Source organism: Gardnerella sp. DNF01141 (assembly GCF_049244255.1).
Classification (GTDB): domain Bacteria; phylum Actinomycetota; class Actinomycetes; order Actinomycetales; family Bifidobacteriaceae; genus Bifidobacterium; species Bifidobacterium vaginale_E.
The window spans coordinates 698,901-721,497 of record NZ_CP058391.1 but is presented as its reverse complement, the minus strand read 5'-3'; the positions used below and the strand labels follow the sequence as shown (position 1 = coordinate 721,497).

The 22,597-nt window shown below is 45.9% G+C and carries 4 protein-coding genes; 1 reads left to right on the top strand and 3 read right to left on the bottom strand.

The annotated features are described in order from the left end of the window. Positions 1-36 precede the first annotated feature (36 nt). Positions 37-9,609 carry a fatty acid synthase subunit beta domain-containing protein gene (locus HXT35_RS02610; RefSeq protein WP_421788348.1) on the top strand — a complete coding sequence of 3,191 codons (9,573 nt, stop codon included), beginning with the start codon at positions 37-39 and terminating at the stop codon, positions 9,607-9,609. A 501-nt stretch (positions 9,610-10,110) separates the two neighbouring features. On the opposite strand, the gene HXT35_RS02605 is transcribed toward HXT35_RS02610, so the two are convergent. The 3 genes from HXT35_RS02605 to HXT35_RS02595 all read right to left on the bottom strand — a co-directional run bounded on the left by HXT35_RS02605 (position 10,111) and on the right by HXT35_RS02595 (position 22,535). Further along, positions 10,111-19,356 carry a Rib/alpha-like domain-containing protein gene (locus HXT35_RS02605; protein WP_004128576.1) on the bottom strand — a complete coding sequence of 3,082 codons (9,246 nt, stop codon included), beginning with the start codon at positions 19,354-19,356 and terminating at the stop codon, positions 10,111-10,113. Between the two features lie 523 nt (positions 19,357-19,879). Continuing rightward, positions 19,880-21,721 (bottom strand): PASTA domain-containing protein, encoded by a 1,842-nt coding sequence (locus HXT35_RS02600; protein WP_421788345.1) that lies wholly within the window; start codon positions 21,719-21,721, stop codon positions 19,880-19,882. Between the two features lie 169 nt (positions 21,722-21,890). Further along, positions 21,891-22,535, bottom strand: a complete 645-nt coding sequence (locus tag HXT35_RS02595) for a holo-ACP synthase (protein WP_004129528.1) — start codon at positions 22,533-22,535, stop codon at positions 21,891-21,893. Positions 22,536-22,597 lie beyond the last annotated feature (62 nt).

The window sequence follows — 22,597 nt, the reverse complement described above, 5'->3', positions numbered from 1 at the left end:
TATAAAATTTATTCAAATCGACGAGAAGGAAACACTATGACAACCTACTTTTTCGACCAACTCGCTAATAATCCACACGCTTTAACTTTTGCGGGCCAATCAACTCCGTGGGTTGATTCCCTTAAAGAACTCGGCAAAGACGAGGAGTTGAACGCTGAGCTTCACGAGTATGAGGCTGGGGCAAAAGCTTTGCTCGCACCAATTTACGCCGAGCTTTTGGCAAACGCCGGCGGAGACATAAATGTTTTCGATGCTCTTGAAAATAAGCATATTAACGCTGCAAACGCGCTTCTTAGTGTGCCTGGAATTACGCTTGCACAGTTCGGTGCAGTGCGCGACTTAACAAATCTTGGATACAACTTTGAAGTAAACAAGCCGTGCGCAGTTTTGGGTCATTCTCAAGGCGTAATCGCAGCAGAAATTGTAAAAGCGCGACTGAAAGCAAAATCTTGGCAGAAGGCTCGCGCTCAAATCGAAGAACTTCTTGCAATCGCATACTTAATTGGCGCAGCCGGGGATCGCGAATCGCGCATGCTTGAAATTACTGGAGATGGTGAGCGCACTCCAATGCTGTCTCTTAAAGGAGTTACCAAAAAGCAGGCAGAAGCCTTGATTTCCCGCGTAGAGCGCACGTGCGGAGAAGTGTCAATTGCTGTTAAAAATGCTTACAATCACGTGGTTATTGCAGGATATCCGGAAGATATGGAAGCTGTGGCAAACGAAGCGCAAAAAGAAACAAAGCGTTCGCAAAAATTGCGCGAAATGAAAGTTCGCGGCGGAGCCGTGTTTGCGCCGGTTGCCGAATATTTGGATGTTACTGTGCCATTCCATTCGCCAATGCTTCAATCCGCTGTTGAGCAGGTAGTAGAGTGGGCTAGTGAGGCTGGTTTGAACACTACAGTTGCGCGCGAATTGGCTGATGCTGTGCTTGTAACTCCTGTTGATTGGGCTGCGCAAATTGGCGAAGTTTTGGAGCAGAACGATGCGCGTTCGCTTTGGATTTTAGATATGGGCCCTAGCGAAGTGCTTGGAAAGCTTACGGGAGTGCTTGTGCAAGGAACTGGCGCTGGAGTTGTGGAAGCTGCTACAATGCGTTCTCGCGCCGAGCTTTCAACTGCTGACTCTGCTTCTGAGCTTCAACGCACCGGCTGCTGGGCTGATTTTGCGCCTCGAGTAATCAACACTCCTTCCGGACGCAAAGTTCTTACTAAATTTAGCAAGCTTACCGGCAAAGCTCCTGTGCTTCTTGCAGGAATGACACCAACGACAGTAGAGCCGGAAATCGTTGCGGCTGCAGCAAATGCAGGCTATTGGGCTGAGCTTGCTGGCGGCGGTCAGGTAACTGCGGAAGTTTTCGATCGCCATATGAAGTCGCTTGAAAATCAGCTTCGTGAAGGCGCAACTGTTGAATTTAACGCCATGTTTATGGATCGCTACCTGTGGAATTTGCAGTTTGGTTCGAAACGAATCGTAGCAAAAAAGAGGCAATCTGGTGCTCCAATTGACGGTGTAGTTATTTCTGCTGGCATTCCAGAACTTGACGAAGCTAAGGAATTAGTAGCGTCTTTGCAAAAAGACGGATTCCCTTACGTAACGTTTAAGCCTGGAACAGTTGACCAAATTCGTCAAGTTGTGCGAATTGCTAAAGCTGTTGCTCCAGCCACGATTATTGTGCAGGTTGAAGGCGGTGCTGCAGGCGGCCACCATTCGTGGGAGTCTTTGGACGATTTGCTTATGACAACTTACGCACAAGTGCGCGAGTGTGAGAATTTGGTGCTTGTTGCAGGCGGCGGTATTGGCACTCCTGAGCGTGCTGCAGACTACATTTCTGGCGAGTGGGCAAATGAATACGGTTTGCCAAATATGCCAGTTGATGCCGTAATGATTGGCACAGCTGCAATGACAGCAAAAGAGGCGCATACAAGTCCTGAAGTAAAGCGCATGCTTGTTGAAACGCCTGGAATTGTAATGCCAAAAGCTTCAAGCGTTGAAGGTTTTGACGAGGATCCGTTCGCACCAATGGGCGAGCGTTGGGTTCCTTCTGGAAAAGTTGTTGGCGGCGTTACGAGTGGCTTAAGCCATTTGCACGCGGATATTTACGAGCTTGAAAACGCTTCTGCACGCTGCGGACGCTTGCTTGTTCACATGATGAAGCATCCGGAAGAGCTTGAAACTCGCCGTGACGAAGTAATTGCGGCTCTTAACTCAACTGCAAAACCATATTTTGGTGACGTTGAAAGCATGACTTACGCTCAGTTTGCTCAGCGTTTCCTTGATTTGGCATACCCGTGGGTGGATCCTACTTACGCAGACCGCTATCTGCACTTGTTGCAGCGAATTGAAGCGCGATTAGTAAGCCAAGATTCCGGCGAGTTTACGTCGATTTTGCCTTCTCGTGCACAAGTTAGCGAAAAGCCGCAAGCTGCTTTAGACGCACTTTTGCAAGCGTTACCTCAAGCTCTCGAGATGAACGTCGTGCCAATGGATGCCGCATGGTTCCCAACTTTGGTGCGAGAATACCCGAAGCCAATGCCTTTCGTGCCGGTTATTGACAACGATTTGCTTCGCTGGTGGGGTCAAGATCAGCTTTGGCAGTCGGAAGATTCGCGCTACTCAGCAGATGCTGTGCGCGTAATTCCAGGTCCTATTTCTGTGGCTGGAATTACGACTATGGATGAGCCGATTGCGGATATTCTTGGTCGATTTGAAGCAGCAATGCTTAATCGTGCAGAAGGTGCTAATAATCGTGCTAATAATCGCGCGGAAAATAGCGCAAATCAGACTGCATTCAGCCAAATTGCAGCAGCTGCAAACGTGGAAGCTTACGTGCGCGCATGCCCGAATATTTCTTGGGTTGGTCACGTAACTGCAAATCCTGCTTATGCAAGCGCTATGGGTGACGAAAATTACGTAATTACTGTAACTTCTACAAATAACGACGTAATTTCTCTCGATTTAGATATTAAGCTAGATACTTTCTGGGATAATCAAGAAAATCAAGAAGCGCAGAATGTTGCTAAAAATGCTGCAAATTCAGCAAAACGCAAGCATGCGGTTCGAGATATTGTAATCCCGCTTACTGTTGATGCAAGTCGCGCTGGAAGTATTCCAGTAGTTGACCGCGAGCGCCTGCCAAAGCACGTGTACGAAATGCTTGCAGCAACCGCAGGCATTGGAAATACTGCGATTACAGGCGATGTGCTCGACGCTATGCCAAAGGTTGATCAAAGTGGTGCTCAAGCGAAATTGCCGGAAGATTTGCTGGAAGAAGGGTATAGAGATTTCCCATTCGGCTTGGTTCATTCTTCTTATACTTTCTCTCGTAATCTTGGAATTGATCACGAGTCGGCTACTGCTGGCCGATTGCCAGACGGACTTCTCGCTTCTCGCATTGTGCCAGACGCGTTAGTCGGTCCTGCTTGGCCAACAATTTACTCGGCTTTAGGCTCTGTGATGGTTGACGGATACCCGATTATTGAAGGCTTGCTTAATGCGGTTCACTTGGATCACTTAGTTGAGCTTGATGTTGATGCTGAAGATTTCCGCAAGTATGTTGATAAGCGAATTAATTTGCTCGGCTGGGCAGAACCTTACGCAGAATCTGCTTCCGGACGCGTTGTAACAATTCACGTTGTGCACACTGCAGCTGACGGAACTCGACTTGCGCACGAAACCGAGCGTTTCGCTATTCGCGGACGCAGCTTTAGCAACGCTCTTCCGGAGCCTGCTGCTGAATATGGCGACGCAGAAGGCTTGCACGGTTACGAAATTGAAGACACTCCTCGCAGAGCTTTGCGCAGAGTAGTAGTTCGCGCGCCTCACGATATGACCGCTTTCGCGCGCACTTCTGGAGATTTCAACCCAATTCACACTTCTAAGCGAGGTGCTGCAATTTCCGGACTTTCCGCACCACTCGTGCACGGAATGTGGCTTTCTGCAACAGCTCAGCACGTGGCTCAAGCTTTGGACGAAAAGGGCGCTCGCTACGAGTTAATCGGCTGGTCTTACAACATGTACGGCATGGTTCAGCTGGACGACGAAGTAGAAATCACAGTTGAACGCGTTGGAAAAGTTCGTCGCGGCGGACTCGCTTTGGAAGTTACGTGCAGAGTTGACGGGCAAATCGTGTCTAAAGCAAGCGCACTTACTCGCGCTCCACGCGCAGCATTCGTATACCCAGGTCAGGGTATCCAAAAGCAAGGAATGTCGCTGGATGAGCGTGCAAAGTCGCCTGCAGTACGCGATACTTGGGAGCGAGCAGACAAGCTTACTCGCGAAAAGCTTGGATTCTCAATTCTTGCCGTCGTGCGCGATAATCCAAAGGAACTTACAGCTCACGGAGTAACATATCGTCACCCTGAAGGACTGCTTAATTTGACGCAATTTACGCAAGTTGCACTCGCAACAGTCGCTTTTGCGCAAACGGCGCGTTTGCGTGAAGCAGGATGCGATATTTGGCCAGCCTACTTTGCCGGCCACTCGCTTGGCGAATACAACGCTTTAAGCTCTTTTGCGCAAATTATTCCTCTCGAAACTGTGCTGGAATTGGTGTTCCACCGCGGGTCTACTATGCACCATTTGATTGAGCGCGACGAAAAAGGCCGCTCGAACTATCGCATGGGTGCGCTTCGACCAAACCAGTTTGGAGTTGGTGACGAAGGCGTAAACGCTTACGTTGAAGGAATTTCTAAAGCTACAGGCGAATTCTTGCAGATTGTAAACTACAATTTGGCCGGCCAGCAGTACGCAATTGCTGGAACTATTAAAGGCTTGAAAGCTTTGCAAGCAGACGCTTCTAAGCGTGCGAAAGAGTACGGTGGAAAGCCGCCGTTCATGCTCGTTCCAGGAATTGACGTGCCGTTCCACTCTCGCATTCTTCGTAAAGGCGTGCCAGAATTCCGCGATAAGCTCGATTCGCTTCTGCCAAAGTATATTGACTACTCTGTGCTTGTGGATCGCTACATTCCAAACCTTGTGGCGTGCCCGTTTGAGCTTACGCGAGAATTTACGCAAAAGATTTTGGACGTTGTGCCATCCGAGCGTATTGAAGCAGCTTTGGAAGATGAAGCAACCTGGAAGTCTTATGCTGACGACGAGCAGAAGCTTGGTAGATTGCTTCTTACGGAGCTGCTTTCGTGGCAGTTCGCATCTCCAGTTCGCTGGATTGAAACGCAGGCTCTTATGTTTGCCGATTGCGCTCGCGGAGGTCTTGGCGTTGAAGAGTACGTGGAAGTTGGTTTAGGAAACGCGCCAACTTTGGCAAATCTTGGTGCTAAAACTCTTGCTTTGCCGGAATTTAGTGGCGAAAAGGTAACTGTTTATAACGTTGGTCGAGATGAAGGTCGCGTTTATATGACGGATACGGATTCGCTTGTGCCGGAAGTGTTTGATGAGGAGGATAGCGCGACTGAAGCTGCACCTGCTGCAACTTCCGCTGCAACTTCTGCACCTTCTGCTCCTGCTCCTGCGGCTTCTGCTCCTGCAGCTCCTGCAGCAGCAAGCGGACCTGTAGCAGACTTGCCGTTCAAAGCATCCGACGCAATCTCAATGCTTATTGCGTATAGTGCAAAAATTCGCCTCGACCAAATTGGCGATGCAGACACAACCGACACGCTAACAAACGGCGTATCTTCACGCAGAAACCAGCTTCTTATGGATATTAGTTCCGAGCTTGGCGTGGCAAGCGTGGATGGTGCTGCAGAGGCTCCAATGAGTGCATTGCGAAAGCTTGTAGACTCGGTTGCTCCACGCTATAAGGCTTTTGGTGCCGTGCTTTCCGATATTGTGCGAGAACGTTTGCGTGCGCTTTTCGGTGCTGCAGGCGTGAAGCCAGCTCAAATCGACAAGCGTATTTCGGAAGTCTGGCAGCTTGGTGAAGGCTGGCGTGCGCACGTGCTTGCAGCTTTGGTTTTGCAAACTCGCGAAGGTGCAAGCGTGCGCGGCGAAAATCTTGCGCAACTTTCTACGGATCCTGCAAAGAATACTGCTGCAGCTGACGCTTTAATCGACGCAGCAATTCAGCAGGTTGCACAAGCTCACGGCGTTAGCGTTTCTCAGCCTGGTGCTGCTGGTGGTGCAGGCGGTGCTGTTGTTGATTTTGCAGCTCTTGACGCTTTCGCTCAGCAAGTTGTTGGCGCTGATGGCGTGCTTGCTGCAACAGCTAAGTTTGTGCTTTCAAAGCTTGGAATTGAAGCGCCTCAAGCAGAAAGTGAAGCTGACGAAAACGCGGCTGTTGTTGCTGCTGTTGAAGCAGAATTAGGTGCTGATTGGCCAAAGCAAGTGGAGCCTCGATTCGATGAGCGAAAGGCGATTCTTTTCGACGATCGTTGGGCTTCGGCTCGCGAGGACGTTGCTCGCTTGTACTACGAGCATGCTGTAAAGAATGTTGATATTCAGGTAAATGAAGTTTCCGAAATCTTAAATGATTTTGGTAGTTTCCTTGGTGCAGGGGAGGCTGTAGCTTCGGAAGCTGAATGGTTCGCTGGTCTCGCAAAATCGCGCGAACTCAACAATCTTGCAACAATATTTAGCTGTATTGCTCGCGATTCTCGCACTAAACTTGCGCAAAACAACGCTGATACTGCTCAAGCAACTCGTTTCGCGGGAGAAGTTGCGGTTGTTACTGGAGTTGCACCAAACTCAATCGCTGCTCGCGTAGTAACAGGCTTGCTGAAGGGCGGTGCCACTGTTATTGCAACTTCGCACAGCTTCAAGCCGAGAGTTAAATCTTGGGCAAAGAAAGCCTATCGCGAAAATGCTTCGATGGGCGCAAAGTTGTGGCTTGTTCCAGCAAACTTGTCTAGCTACCGCGATGTTGATGCGCTTGTAAAGTGGGTTGGCACGGTTTCAAAGAAAGTAAGCGGCGCAACTACCACAATTTTGAAGCCTGCTTATGAGCCGAGCATGTTCTTCCCGTTCGCAGCGCCTCCAGTTCACGGCACTTTGGCTGATTCCGGTTCGCTTTTTGAATCGCAATCGCGCTTAATGCTTTGGGGCGTGGAGCGTGCAATCGCCGGATTTGCGCAAATTGGAGCAGATACTGATGTGCAACATCGTATGCACGTTGTGTTACCTGGCTCTCCAAACCGCGGCATGTTTGGCGGCGACGGCGCTTACGGCGAAGTCAAGAGTGCGTTTGATGCGATTGTGAATCGTGCTCATGCGGAAAGCGTGTGGTCGGATCGCGTGACTTTCGCTCATCCAAAGATTGGATGGGTGCGTGGAACTGGCTTAATGGGCGGTAATGATCCGCTTGTTGCTGTAGTTGAGCGTCATGGCTTAACTACCTACTCAACGCAAGAAATGGCAGATCGTTTGCTTGATTTGTGCACTCGCGAGGCGCGCGAAAAGGCTGCAATTGCGCCTTTGGACGTAGACTTTACGGGCGGATTAGGCAAGGAGCCTCTTGATTTGAACGCGCTTCGAGCAGAAGCGTTGGAAGATCAAAAGCGTGCTGAAGCTGCTGAAGAAGCTGTTGAAAATGCGGCGGAAGCTGCAGAATCTTCTGCTAAATCTTCTGCAAAATCAACTGCTAAATCAACCAACAAAGCGCTTCCAACTCCTTACGTGCCAACTCAGCCGCAAGTCAACTTGTCTGATTGGAAGAACGTAACAGCTCGTCCAGAAGACGAAATCGTAATCGTATCAGTCGGAGAGCTTGGACCATGGGGTTCTGGACGTACTCGTTTCGAAGCAGAGCTTGGAATTAAGGAAGACGGTTCCGTAAAACTTTCTGCAGGGGCAGTACTGGAATTGGCTTGGAATATGGGCTTGCTCACTTGGCAAGACTCGCCAAAGCCAGGCTGGTATGATGCGGAAGGCACGCTTGTTCCAGAAGAAGATATTGCAGAGAAATATCGCGATGAAGTAGTAGCACGTTCTGGTATTCGACCATTCGAAACCGGAATGGGCGGCGACTACAAGGAAGGCGCGAACGAAGAAGAAGCAGAAATCTTCCTCGATCACGACGTAACTTTCAGCGTGCCAACAGAAACGATTGCGCGCGAATACGTGGCGCTCGACGAAGCACACACTGCAATTGCTCGCGATGCAGAATCTGGCGAATGGACAGTTACGCGCAAGGCAGGTTCTATGATTCGCGTGCCACGCAGGGCTGCGATGACCAGAACCGTTGGTGGACAATTCCCTAAGGGCTTCGACCCGCTGAAGTGGGGTATTCCAGCTTCAATGGTTGGAAGCGTTGACACGATTGCGTTGTGGAATATCGTCACAACCGTGGATGCTTACATTTCCGCCGGTTTCACGCCTTCGGAGATCCTGCAATCTGTGCATCCGTCGCTGGTTGCTTCTACGCAAGGCACCGGTTTTGGCGGCATGAGCTCAATGCGAAAATTGTACTTGGATCGCTTCCTTAACCACGAAATTCCAACCGACGTGCTGCAAGAAGCGCTACCAAACGTTGTGGCAGCGCACGTAATGCAAACATATATCGGCGGATACGGAAACATGGTTCAGCCGGTGTCTGCTTGCGCAACTGCAGCGGTTTCGCTCGAAGAAGGCGTCGATAAGATTGCGCTCGGCAAAGCGGACTTCGTAGTAACTGGCGCAATTGACGATATTGGTGTGGAATCCGTAGTTGGCTTCGGCAATATGAACGCAACTGCCAATAGTGAAGAAATGTACGCGAAGGGCATAAGCCCACGATTCTTCTCTCGTGCGAACGATCGCAGACGCGGCGGCTTCCTCGAAGCTCAAGGCGGCGGTACGATTTTGGTTACGCGCGGCGATATTGCTTTGAAGCTTGGTTTGCCTGTTGCTGGTGTGGTTGGTTTCATTCACTCCTACGCTGACGGCATTCACACTTCTATTCCTGCTCCGGGCTTGGGTGCTTTGGCTGCAGGCATGGGCGGTGCTAAGTCTAAGCTCGTGCGCGATTTGGCGGCTCTTGGCGTGACTCCGGACGATATTGCTGTTGTTTCTAAGCACGATACGTCTACGAATGCAAACGATCCGAACGAATCCGAGCTGCACAATACTCTTGCGCACGCAATCGGACGCACGGACGGAAATCCACTGTTCGTAATCAGCCAAAAGACACTTACCGGCCACGCAAAGGGCGGTGCGTGCATCTTCCAAATTAACGGTTTGACGCAACTGTTTAGAACTGGCGTAATTCCGGCAAATGCGTCGCTTGATTGCGTGGATCCTAAGTTGGCGCGCGACGACCACATGGTTTGGTTGCGCGAGCCGATGCGCATTGGTGACGGTGCTGGTTCTTGTGCCGGTTCTTGTGCCGGTTCTTGTGCAGTGAAGGCAGCGCTCGCAACTTCGCTCGGCTTCGGTCATGTTAGCGGATTTGTGGCGTTGGTTCACCCTGGTGCTTTCGAAGCTGCTGTGGCTGCTGCCGATGGCACTGAGACGCTGGAGGAGTGGCGCAAGCGTGCGAATGCGCGCTTGGCGGCCGGTCAGAGAAGGCTTGAGGAAGGCATGATGGGTCACGCTCCGCTATTTGAGCCAGTGGAAAATCGCCACTTGCTTAAGGATGGCACGCGCCTTCCGGACGGCACTCGCTACGACGGTCACGAGGCAGAAAAGGCGATGCTGCTTAATCCTGATGCGCGCCTTAACGCAGACGGCTACTACTGCTGAGTTGCTGCTTTAGATTGTTTTGACAACAAACGTCGTAGAATTTTCTCCGGCGTTTGTAGTCGTTTTGGTGTTATGTGGAAACATTTGCTGTGTTATTCCACGGCATTTGTTTTCGCTCTGGCTTTATTTGACCACATTTGCAGGAAAAATGTAAGGCGATTGGAGTTGCGTTAACAATCACGTAAGTAGTTCTGTAGTTCAGTATGCCATATTTAGTACGTGTAACATTGCGTATGTCGCCTGATATTACCTAATGTCAAGTATGCTGTCATTATCGCAGTGGTGTGCTATCTCGCTACCAGTACACAGATCATTTAATGGCATCTATGTATCGCACCTATACCTCTGTAGTTTATGCCTCTATAGCCTACAGCTCTACAGATTTACTACAGATATAACAATGCTCCGTGGCTGAAGAATTGTCGTAAATTTTGCGAACTCTTTCATCACGGAGCATATATATTATTTATTCAATTTTAATATTTGTTGCAACGCCAACGTTTACTCGTGCTTCTTCTTGCGAATAATGACTGCGAGTGCAGTACCTATTGCAGCTGCGAGTGCAGCAACAGCGCCTGCTGCAGCAACAGCAGCTCCAGTGTTACTCAGATTTGAAGTAGTAACCTTACCGGATGAGTGTCGTGCCGGAGCATTATTTGCTACGTTCTTCGCGTTGCTTGCATTTTGCTTTACAGAGTCTGAACCAGACTTGTTCTCATTAGATTCTTGAGTTTTAGCAGTTTGGGTTTGCTGCTTATTGTCATTAGAATCTTGCTCAATAGGTTCTTCTGGGAGTTGCTCAGGAAGAACATCAGGAAGCGGTGAAGGAGTTGGCTCAGGCACTGGAGCTGGCAAAGGCGATGGAGCTACTGTTGGGTTCGCTCCAGCTGTGCCTGTTACAGTCGGAGAAGTAGACGTACCCTTCGTCGATTTCGCAGTAACTTCAGTATTGTCTTTTATCTTATTTGCTGGAATCGTTACTTTACCAGTAGTTGGATCAACAGTCACGCCGGTTGGAGTGTTACCGTTAATAGTCCAGTTACCATTATTATCTTTCTCCACGGTAATTGTTGCAGGAGTCGTTGTATCGACTTCTGGAATATACGTGATTTCTAGAGTATCAGCGTCTGCTGGTGGGGTAACAATTGCAGAACCTTGCTCATCACCATTTTGTGGTGTTATTACAACTGGCCTATCTGATGGTGTCGGAGTTGGTTCTGGCTCTGGCGTTGGTTCTGGTTCCGGAGTTGGCTTCTCCTTTTCGCTAACTTTAGCAGTTACCACTTCTGACTTGCTATTGCCGGTCGTATCGCTACTGTCTTCTGATTGCGCAGTAATAGTGCTACCGCGCTTAATCTTGTCTGCTGGAATCGTAACTTTTCCGGTTTGCGGATCAACAGTTACGCCGTTAGGTGCAGAGCCGTCAATCTTCCACTCATGATTATCGCCTTCAGCAACAACAGTAATCGTTGTGGTTGTTTCACTACCTTCTGGGGTGTAAGTAATCACAACCTTGTTCACGCGAGTATCAGACTCGTCAGGTGTTACGCTAGTGCCACCCTCGGTTGGAGTGTCAATCTTTGGCTTAGTAATATTTCCGCCGACAGTAATATTTACGCTATCGCCTGTTTTTGCGCCGTCACCCGTGCCTTTGGTTGGCGTGAGGATGATGATGGATCCAGGATTTTGCTTGTTGATAGTAATAGTGAAGTTGCCATCGTTATCTGCTTTACCGGTTCCGATTTGCTTATTATCTTTGTCGGTAGCAGTTACAGTTGCGCCTGGAAGAGTCTTTCCAGTGATGATTTGTTTAGTAGAATCATCTGGATTATCTTTTAGTGTTTGCCCGCTAATCTGCGGAGTCTTAAAGCCAGTTACAGCAGTAGCAGGATCAGACGGTTTGTCCTTATCATTCTTCGCTACTGCGGTGATAGTGCTGCCATCCTCCAAATCCTTTGCTGGAATAGTAACAACACCAGTTTGCGGATCAACACTTACGCGTTCTGGAGCGTCTCCGTCAATCTTCCACTTGCCGTCGGTATCACCTTTCTTAACAACAATTGTGCGAACTGGCTGCTCTGGACCGTTAATATGATTTGGCTTAGCGTTGATTTCAATCTTCACAACCGTCGTGTCGCCAGTTGGCGGAGTTACAGTTACGCTTCCGCTGCTCGTGTTGCCGTCGGTTGGTACCGTAATCGTTGGCTTTTGCGGCTTGGCAGTGACGGTTACAGTAGTTGCGTCACCATCAACCCCACCCTTGCTTGGAACAAGCTTGAGAGCTGTATCAGGATTCTTCTTATCGATTTCGATAGTGAAGTTGCCTTTGTCATCTGCTGTTACTGGAGTACCAACAGTGCTTTCGCCTTCTTTGACAGTTACTGTGTTTCCTGGCTGAGTTTTACCAGTAATAATTGTCTTACCAGACTTATCTGGCGTATTTTCGGCTTTGCCATCGTTGATAAATGGCTTGTTCTGTGCCACAACGTTTACTGTTACTTTGACTTCTACTGGATCCTTTACGCCTGGAATCTTGACAAGCACGGTGCCGTTAGTGGTGTCTGGTTTGTCGGTCTTTGGAGCAGCATCTTTCTTCCACTCGAAGGTGGTTCCCTGAGGTAAATCACCTTGGTTGGAGATGCTGTTTTCTGCGCTTGGAGAATCACCAACATGCACGTTCACAGTCTTGCCTTCTGGATTTGGCACAACGAGCACGTTGACTGGAATGTCAACATTTGGCTCGCCTTGAACTTTAACAGTCACAACGCCTGGCTGGTTGCCAACGTGTGACGTATCAGGCTTCTTCTTCCACTCGAAAGTTGCTCCAGTTAATTTATCTTTATTGGAGATTAAGTCATCTGGCTTAGGAGTGGTATCAGTTGTGCTGCCATCCTTCTTTTGCAACACGGTTACGTCGTTTGCAACAGGTGTTGGTGTCACAGTAATTGTTACTGGCACATCTTGAGGTTCTTGTCCTGGAATCTTTACAACAACAGTGCCGTTAACAGTGCCTGGCTTGTCGGTCTTTGGAGCAGCATCTTTCTTCCACTCGAAGGTGGTTCCCTTAGGGAGTTTGTCCTTATTTTCAATGCTGTTCTTAGGATCAGGATCGCTGTTCTGAGCAACAGTGGTTACCTTCGCTGTAGGCTTAGGAGTTACGTTCACAGTTACAGGAACATCAATCGTATAACCAGACTTGCCATTTACGCCTGGAATAGTGACTTTTACTTTACCGCCTGTCTTTTTTCCAACGGTATCTGTAGTTGGTTTGTCACTATCTTCCCAATCGAACTTAGTGCCATTAGGGAATTTACTCGTATCGTCAGAATCCTTAATAACATCCTTAGCGTTTGGCAGTGTGCCATCTTGTGGGACGTTCACAACTTTCGCTTCTGGCTTTGGTAAAACGTTCACTTTTACAGGCACTTCCACAGGGGATTGGCCTGGGAGGGTGACAATAATAACGCCGTTCTTTGAGCCAGGATTATTTGTGTCCGGTTTATCTTCAGGCTTCCATGTGAAGGTAGTTTCGCTAGGATACTTATCCGTTTTATCAGAATCCTTAATAACATCCTTGGCTTCTGGCAATTGCTTGCCCTGTGGCACGTTTACTTCAGATGCACTTGGGTTAACAACGTTTACAGTAACTGACACTTTCACAGGGGATTGACCTGGAACTGTTACAACAACTTTGCCTGGCTTGCCGTTACCTTCAGTGTTTGTGTCTGGTTTTTCGTTGTTATCCCACTCGAATTGCGTGCCATCAGGGAACTTATCCTTATTGGAAATCATGTCTTCTGGCTTAGGTTCCACGCCCTTTGGCACAGTCACAACTTTAGTTGTAGCAGTTGGAGCCTTAATAGTTACAGGCACGTTGATCACGGTTGACGATCCATCCGGATACGTAACTGTTACAGGCACCTCAAACTTGCCAGCCTTATCTCCAGCAGGAATCTTAGACTTATCGCCATTAGCAATAGAGTAAGTTGGATTACGTGTTTCGTCCTTTGGCCAGGTAGGAATCGTAACCTTACTTGTAATTTCGTCTTCAGTAGGCTTTCCGTTGTCGATATTCTTTTCAAGTGGTGCAGCTTGTGGAGTATGCGTATTAGCATCCGTATCCTTAACAACCACATGAACTTTTACAGTGTCAGTAGTTCCATCTGGGTATGTAACAGTAACCGGCACATAGCTTTCACTTGGAGTATTCGTATTTGGAAGCTTTGTTCCAGCTTTAATGGTTTTGGTTGGCTGCCGTTTTCCTGCACCACTTGGATAGTTAGGCACACGTACTTGATTAGTAATATCGTCATCGCTAATCGTTTCGCCGTGCTTCTTCGTAAGAGTTGTAGCGGTTGGTTCGTAAGAGTCGGAATCCTTATTCAAGATTGTAACGTTTACGTCCACATCTTCGCTTGTGCCGTCTGGATAAGTTACTGTTACAGGTACGTTGTAAGCTCCAGGTTCCGAGTTTATCCCTGGAATCTTCTTTTTATCCTTGACTTTGTAAGAGATTTTAGTTGTATCTCCAACAAAGTGTGGAACCGTTACTTTATCAGTAATTTCTTTCTCGCTAATAGTTGAGCCGTAAGACTTTTCTAGTGTAGAAGACGTTGGTGTGTAAATATCCTTGTCAGTATCCCTAACTACCACTGGAACTTCAAGAACAACTTCTGACCCATCTGGGTATGTGACCTTAACAGGTACGTTAGTTGTACCAGTCTTAGTCATATCAGGCAAGTTGTTTTCATTTACAAGCTTTACCTTTGTTCCCTTTGGAGCGGTCTTGCCATTAACTGTAGAAGTCTTTACAGCTTTCTGAATGTCCTCAGCGGTGATTTTATCACCACGGTTCTTCTTAACTTCGCTTGCGCTTGGTGCGTAAGTCTTAGTATCAGGATCTCCAGTAGTAACCTTTACTGTAACGTGAGACTTAGAACCATCAGAATACTCGATACTAACGTTAATATTTACGTCGCCAGGAGTCTTACCATTTGGAATATCGCTAGCGTTTTCAACAGTTACTGAAGTTGGATTAGGTTTACTACCGTCAAAAGTAACGTGCTTCTTTACTTCAGCTTCGTTAGTTGTTTTACCATATTCCTTCGTTATATTAGTAACAGTTGGCTTATTTGTTTCGCTTTGTGGCTTGTTAATTTTTACCTTAACAACTGTATGATCTTCTGAACCGTCCTCGTATGTAATTGTTACAGGAACAGTAAAATCGCCAGCTTTAGTTCCGTTTGGAATATTATTCTGGTTGTCAATAGCAATTTTCGCGCCTTTTGGACGGGCTATATCTTTACCAAAGCTAATGCCTTGATCATTTCCAACGCCAATAATTTTGCCGGATATGTCTGTATTTGGCTTCGAGTTGTAATCAAATGTAATCGTATTGCCTTGTGGGTTATAGCTCTTGCTCTGTGGTTCGCCAATTTTAACTTTTACTGTTGCGTATCCAACAGAGTTATCGCTATATGTTATCTTTACTGGAACTTCGTATGTGCCAGGTTCAGTCCCGCTAGGAATCTTGGTTCTGTCGGAAATCTCAATTGTTGTATTTCCTGCAGGGACTTTGCCATTAGGCCAAGATATTCCGCCGCCATTAGAAGTACTTGTTATAGATTTTTCTATATCGTCTTTCTTAGAGCCATAAGGCTTTTCAACCTCTTTTGTATTAGGCTTATTAGTCTTGCTCATTGGCTCTTTAATGGTAATAGGTACTTCGACTTCTGTTGTAGAACCATCTGGATAAGTCACAATAGCTGTTATTGTGGAGTTTCCAGGAGTGTTGCCATCTGGTAAAGTCTGACCAGTTTTTACAGAAACTACTGGTTTCTTATTTGGGTCTTTAACCTTATAGTTAGTTGTTACTGCTTTCTTTATATCATCTTCTGTTACTCTTTTACCGTTTTGTTTCGTAATACGGGTAGCAGTTGCAGTGTGTTCCTCTGCGCTTGTATACACAGCAATCTGAATAGGGAGTTCAGATTTATTACCAGCCTCGTCTGTTACAGTAACAGTACGGCTCCAATATTGGTCTGTTGCTTCGTCGGCTGGTGCTGTGCCAGTTATATGTACAATAGCAGGGTTTTTAACACTGTGGTTGTTTGCATTGTCAACTGTTAGGGCAGTACTAGTAATTCCACATTCAGTTACTTTGCCATTCAAGTTTGCGCCGACTATTTTGCCAGTGTTGTCATGAACTTTCAGTGTAAGATCAAACTTCTGTCCACGATGAACTTTCAGCAAGTAATGATCAATATTGCCGTGCTTCGCTGTTCCTAAAGCAGGCTTTTCAATAACAGGCTTAATAGTATCCGTAACAGTAAGCTTTGATTTGATTTCCTGAGTTGAACCATCTGGGAATGTTATGCGAATCTTAACTTCGCTCTGTTCGCCAGGTTTATTCCAATCTGGTTCCTTAACCCAAGAATAAGTAGTGCCGGTTGGGAAGTCTTTCTTGCTGGTTTCCGATATACCATCCTCAGCCTTTGGATGATTATTATTGTTTCCATCAGCAGGAATGTTGTGAGTTATATCCTTTGGAGTAATCTTGTTAAATTTATCTGCTTGAGTGTGCACAATAAAGCGAATTGGAAGGTTTGTTTGATTTCCAGAATTATCAACTGCTATAAGATTACTAGAGTATGATACGGCAGCCGCGCCATTCGGCACAGTTCCTGCAATCTTTATTGCTCGAGGATCTTGTTCAGAACCAACACCTTTCTTTGTTGCAAAATCAGATGAAGACATGCCTGCTACTAAATTATTAATCTTCAAATCTGTAACTTTGCCACTGTTGTCGGTTGCTGTTATTTTCAGTTCGCACTTGTCACCGTGGTATGTGTCAATCTTTGTGTAGCTTACTTTGCCTTCAGTAATCTTTTCAGTTACTTCAGTCCAAGTGTTACCAGGGCCTTTCTTGTACACCTTTATTACTGGTTTTACTTTATCTTGAACTGTTACAGCTACAGCAATATCCTTAGTTTCTCCTCCAGGAATGCTGACTTTTACTGTGCCTTGCTTTTCTTGTCCGGTTGAGTTGGTTTCAGGTTTATTAACCCAAGTGTATGTTGTTCCAGAAGGAACATTCTTGCTGTTTTCAAATATTTTCTTAGCATCATCCTCAGTAAGATTATGACCTAAGTCAACGGTAATAGGATTTGCTTTTAGCTCGTAAGGTTGCTTAACTGTTAGCTTAACTTCCTTCTCAGTTTTGTTTCCAGCTGCATCAGTAACTGAGAACTTGAGTTTGTGTTCGCCAACTTCGCTTGCCTTCATGCCGAGTATCGTAATTTTTACTTTGCGATCTTTTGGATTATCTTGTGTTCCTTGGTAATCAATCTGCAAACGTGAAAAATCATTATTTACAAGTTGTAATAATGGAGTTGCAATATTGAAGTCGTCAATTTTAATATCATCTTTTGCTTCAAGATTAAAGATTAAGTTTTCTCCAACTTTTGCAGTTGCGTCGTTTGCTGTAAGTGTTGGATTTTGTTTATCTTCTGTAGCTTGATGATTTTCACTTTTATCGGAAGATAAATTGAAGGTATTTGTATGTTTATCCTGATGATTGTTGTATGAACTGCTTGTAATCGCATACACATTTCCTGCAGGTATGCCATTAGCTACAGTAATAGTTGCCTTACCGTCTTTGATTTCGGTAGTAGAGCCAATTGCGTTATTGTTGGCATCGTATAATGTAACTTTGTTTGTGGCACCTGGTATAAACCCAGTGCCGACGTTTACTACTACTTTCTGGTTTTTAATTTTTGCGCGACCGGTTAAATCTGTTTCAATAACAGGTGTTTTCGGCTTAATGTTAAATGTTACAGTAGTATCTTTGTGGCTACCGTCTGTGTAATGCACTCTGACAGTGTTATTAAAGTTGCCAATTGTGCTGGAATTAGGTTTTCCACCGTACCATTCTACTTTTTTCGGCTTGACTTTATTGCCAGAATTATTTTCGAGTGTTATGTAATCGCTTGGTTGTTTAAGTTTATCTCCAACGGTTACAGTGTTCTCGCTACCTTTTGGTAAGTGATCAAAAGCGAGTGGTTTTTTAACTATTACAGGAATGTCTACTGTATGGCTGGATCCATCTGCATATGTAATCTTTGCTTTGACTTTTAGTTCATTTTTAGAATGTTTGAAACGGCTTTCGGATAGTTTTGTACTTGGTAGCTTCTTTTCGAAAGTTATCTTGCCTTTTCCATCATTGTCCTGAATCTGCTTCTCTAGTTCTTCTTTAGTAAGCGTATGCCCCCAACCAACAGTAAGTGGGGTAGCGGTTGGAGTCTTGTACTTCTCGTTCAGGTTCTTAAGATGTACTGTAATATTCTTTTCTGCTTTGTTGCCGGAAGCGTCGGTTGCAGAAACTGTAATCGTGTAGTCGGAGTTTACTGGATTATTTTTTTCATCCTTGTGCTCAAACTTAACGCCATTAATTTCGTGTTTGTAAGGATTCTTTTCAGTTGCGTCATAACCGTCCTTATTATTCTCATCAAAGTTTGCATTCTTTATGCTATCCGGGAATCCTTTTACAGAGAAATTAGTTACTTTTTCGCTATTATCGGACGTGCCGAAAGTAATCTTTTGCTTATCACCTTGATATACGGTAATGCTACTGGAGTCGTCTGTAAGCTCCTTGCCATTAAAATACAGCTTTGGAGGCAAATTATCGCTTTTTGTGCGAGGGAAGTTTTCGTCGTGAGTTCGTCCGGAAATGAAGGTGTAAGCAGAATGTGTATTTCTTCCGTAAGAGCTTGTGTTTGCGTAAGTAAAAGCGTTTTGAATGTCGTCTGTTGTTACGCCTTGGCGCAGCTTTACCTTGCAATGCATGCGTACAGCGTAATCAACATTAACAGTTGTTATACCAATGCCGTAATTGTATCCGCTATAAGGGCTTGGTCCAGGAGCTATAGCCTTCTTAATAGCGTCATCTAAATCTCTTTCGTTAACGTGGAAGTTATCGGATATATCTCGTCCTCTACTTCCTCCGTTACGAACATTCAATGAATACTTATAAGTAGAGCCATTATAATCACGGTCGTTGTTAAATAAATTCTGATCGAACGATTTGCTTGCCTCATGATTAAACAAGGTAATATCGTGCGAAAGATTTGCATACGTTTGAGGTGATCTGTCATTGCGCTTGTAGAAGTCAAATCGTAAATCAGTTACGGTATCGCCTTTATATCTGCCATTGTCTAGGTCTGCAACAGCATAAGGCACTAGCCACACATATTGCTGTTTTTTAGACGATGTAAGCATGGACTTGCCGTCATTGTTAAAGAACACGTCGAATACTAGGTATTGGTCGTTCCCGATCTTTTCGAGATACGCATACATATCCGTCTTGTTCTTTAAGCTGTGATAATCGCCAAGATTGTCTTTAGTGTCTACGTATCCTGCGTCGCCGTTGCTGTTTTGATAACGCCAGCGCTGAAACTCAAGAATATTCGGCTTATGCAGCCAAGGATTAGGATCATCGCTTGCGCTACTCACTTGAGATGCAAAAGCCGCTGTAGTTGGAGGAAGAAGAATATTAGAGGATGCGAGTATTGGCTGGCCTCCCAAGCACGTGGCTGCAGTAAGAACTGTGGCAAGTGTGCTCAATGACACCTTGCGCATAGTAGCAGACACGGAAGTTGCATTCATTTTTGCTGCGTAAGATGCGCATGTGTTTTCAAATGCGCTCGTAGCTTTTTTGCTAGAGAGCTTTTTGTGAGTGGTATCTGCCATAGTGTTCCCCCGTTTTGGTTTTAATTTCACGTTTATGAGTGCGTTTTATTTTAAACTTATGTCCATTTTTCTATGCTTATTCGTTATTTTTTCATAACGAATAGTGGCATAAATATTTATGCGCATACACACAATTCATAATATTATACAGTATTTTATTAAAGTTTATATAAATTTTTTATTGTTAAATATCTAACAACTTTAAAATTTTCTGTCGGGGGGGGGGGTGTTCTATGTATAAAATATTGTCATAACGACAGATTATTTAAAATTATCTAAAATTTTATCATTTTATAGTAATTTATTCGCATATGAATTAATCACACTTGTAGCGTTTCTTGTGCACATGCTTAAGCAGGTCGTCAGCGCACACCAACTACAACCTAGTTTCTAAAGCACAGCCACACTAATCTGCCCTGCCTTCGTCAATCGAGACGAAGACAGACCTCGCTTGCTCAGGGTTGCCTTCGCGCGCTAAATAGCAGCGCTCAGGCAGGTCGTCGCGCTACGTATTTAGCGCGTTTTACAGCGATTCGCCAGGAATCGAAGACCAGTCGAAAGGTTCTTCCACAAGATAGTACGCGTTCGAATCATCCGGGGCGGGTGCGAACGGAACTTCGCGGCTACGCTCTGTAGGTACAAAGGGATTAATCCAATCGCCTCCGCCGGCAGGCAAATCCTTGCGTGTTTCTTTGTAAAGCTTAGGATTCCTGCGCAAAATAAATGGTCGTGTCAAATCCGGCTTATTTTCAACTTTTCCAACGAAATATCCACTATTTACAAGCTTATCGAACTTCGCACCAACAGGTACAACAACCATAAAATCCTGCATTGTGTAGTAGTAACCAATGCCGTAGCCTGGATCGTCATGAATTCTTTCATATTCTTCTGGATCATTATCTGGAAATTGGACGTATTTTCCATTCAGACATGTAAATCCACCGCCATAAATAGGAGCATCTTGATTGCCGCATTGCGCAATAAAACCTCCAGCATACAGTTCAACAGCACCAGTATCACCAGAAATAAGATGATTTCTCATCATTGAACTATTTGGAAGATTCTTATCAAATACAGCGTAATCCGTAGGATCTTGGCCTAATGAACTCAAATAGAGAACGCCATTATAATTCATATAGCCTTCGCTATTTTTATCAGGTATTTTGCCGTTTTTATCTGCAATATCTGCCGGTATAAGTTCTGTAATACTTTTTTCGTCTTTTTCCCACTTTTTCTCACTCTCATAAAGACACGGAATAAGATTGATGCAATCGCCACTCTTCGTGCACCATTTGCCAACGAAAGAGCCTGCTCGAGTTACAAGATAAGCCGTTTCGTCTCCTAAATTCATCGGCTCAGTCACCACATCCTTAGCTTTGGATGCGTCAACACCATAGTAAAGCGTTACGGCTTTAGGACTGCCTTTAGTGCCCAAAGCTGGGTAGGCGCCAACGATTTTGCCGAAATACTTTGCAGACGAGAACTTCGGGCGAAGATCCACGCTGAAAGGCTTAGAAGATAGCATGTCCTTGGCTTTGTCTTTATCTAAGCCAAACACGTCAACCGGCACGCCATCGCACTTTTCGCCAACAGCAATATTTATTACACCGTCTTTGCCAACAGCGTTTCCAGGCATTGGGCTGGAAGCAACAATCTTACCGTCTGCAGCATCGGTAGAAGGAACGTGATGCAGTTTTACTGGAACGCCCATCGACTTCACAATTTTCTTGGCATTGTCTAAACTTGCGCCAACAACGCCTTTCGCAGGAACACCCGGGCCTTTAGATCTTAGAATTTTCACAACTATTTTAGTTGACACTTTAGAGCCCGGCTTAACGTTTTCGTATCGAAGGAAGTTGCCCTTCTTTTCGCCGCCAAACTCGTCGATAACTTTCGTGCGGAAACCCTTATTTTCCAAGGATTTTACGACTCCATCCGTATCGTCTCCAGCTTTTGCTTTAGGAATTACTTCCGATTTTGAGTTAAAGACTGTAAAAGCTGCAGGAGTATTTCTTGTGAAATACCAAACTGTTCCAGTAATCGCAAGCGCTATGGTTAGCACGATGCTAGTAATCATAATTGCAAGACGTTTGCGATTGTTAAGAAGATTCGCTTTATTTGGGCTTGGTTGTTTCGATTGAGTTGTCTGAGTTGTCTGAGTTGGTTGAGTTGGTTGAGTTGGCTGGACTTGCGGTTGTGGTTGAGGTTGTGTTTGTGGTTGTGGTTGCTGTTGCTGCTGGTTATATTGGAGTTGCTGGTTTGCTTGAGGTTGCTGCTCCTGCTCTACATTTTCAACAGGTGCTCCACAAAAACTGCAGAACTTATCGCCAGCGTCAATCTTATTTCCGCAATTTATGCAAAACATCGCAACCTTCTCTCATACGCGCAGCAATCTCATTTACAGAAAAATCTGCTTTCTATACTACAACTACTTACGCAATTTTCGCGCACGAGCGTAATCCGCGCGAGCGCCAACTGCACGAGTGTCCCACAAAACCGCAAAAAACGTCATGTAATTTCTCCGGCGTTTGTGTTTACAGGATTTCTAGTATGGCAACAGCGGATGCGACTGCTGTATTGTTCTGTGCTGATCCGTCATGAGTTAGCGAGATATGCCAACGAATTGTGTTGTGAATATCTCTATGTGAATTTGGAAGATTCGTAAGCTGCGGCTTTTCCGTGATCTTCGACGTTTTTATAAGATTCGTAAGATTAGTCGAATCCGAAAGTTCTGTAGAAAGTTCTGGAGAAAGTTCTGTAGAAAGTTCTGGAGAAAGTTCTGTAGAAAGTTCTGTAGAAAGTTCTGTAGAAAGTTTTTGCGAAACTGATTCGTAAAGCTTATTCTGCACTTCTTGCGCAAGTTCCACGCGTGGGCAGCCATGTGAATCGTCAAGAATCTCAATTTCAGGCCACGGCATGTTATCGAGAGTATAGGGGTAGTCGGTGGGGTAGTTGGTATTGCAGCTCGCCAGCGCCTCGCACCACGCTTTAATAACGGCTTCCTTTCCAGCCCAACGCGCCGCAATATGCAAAGCTTCGTCGTCGTGCTTCGTATCGGAACGCAAACTGCACTGCCGAAGTTCGCGCACGGAAAACAACGCGCGCCATCCGTCGCTTTCGCGCATCTGTTCAGCAAATTGCGCAACATTCACCACATCGTGACCTAATCCTGCGATCATGCGCTCTCCTTATTAATCTGCGTTCACAACTTAGGCTATACTACTGGGAATACTATCGCATT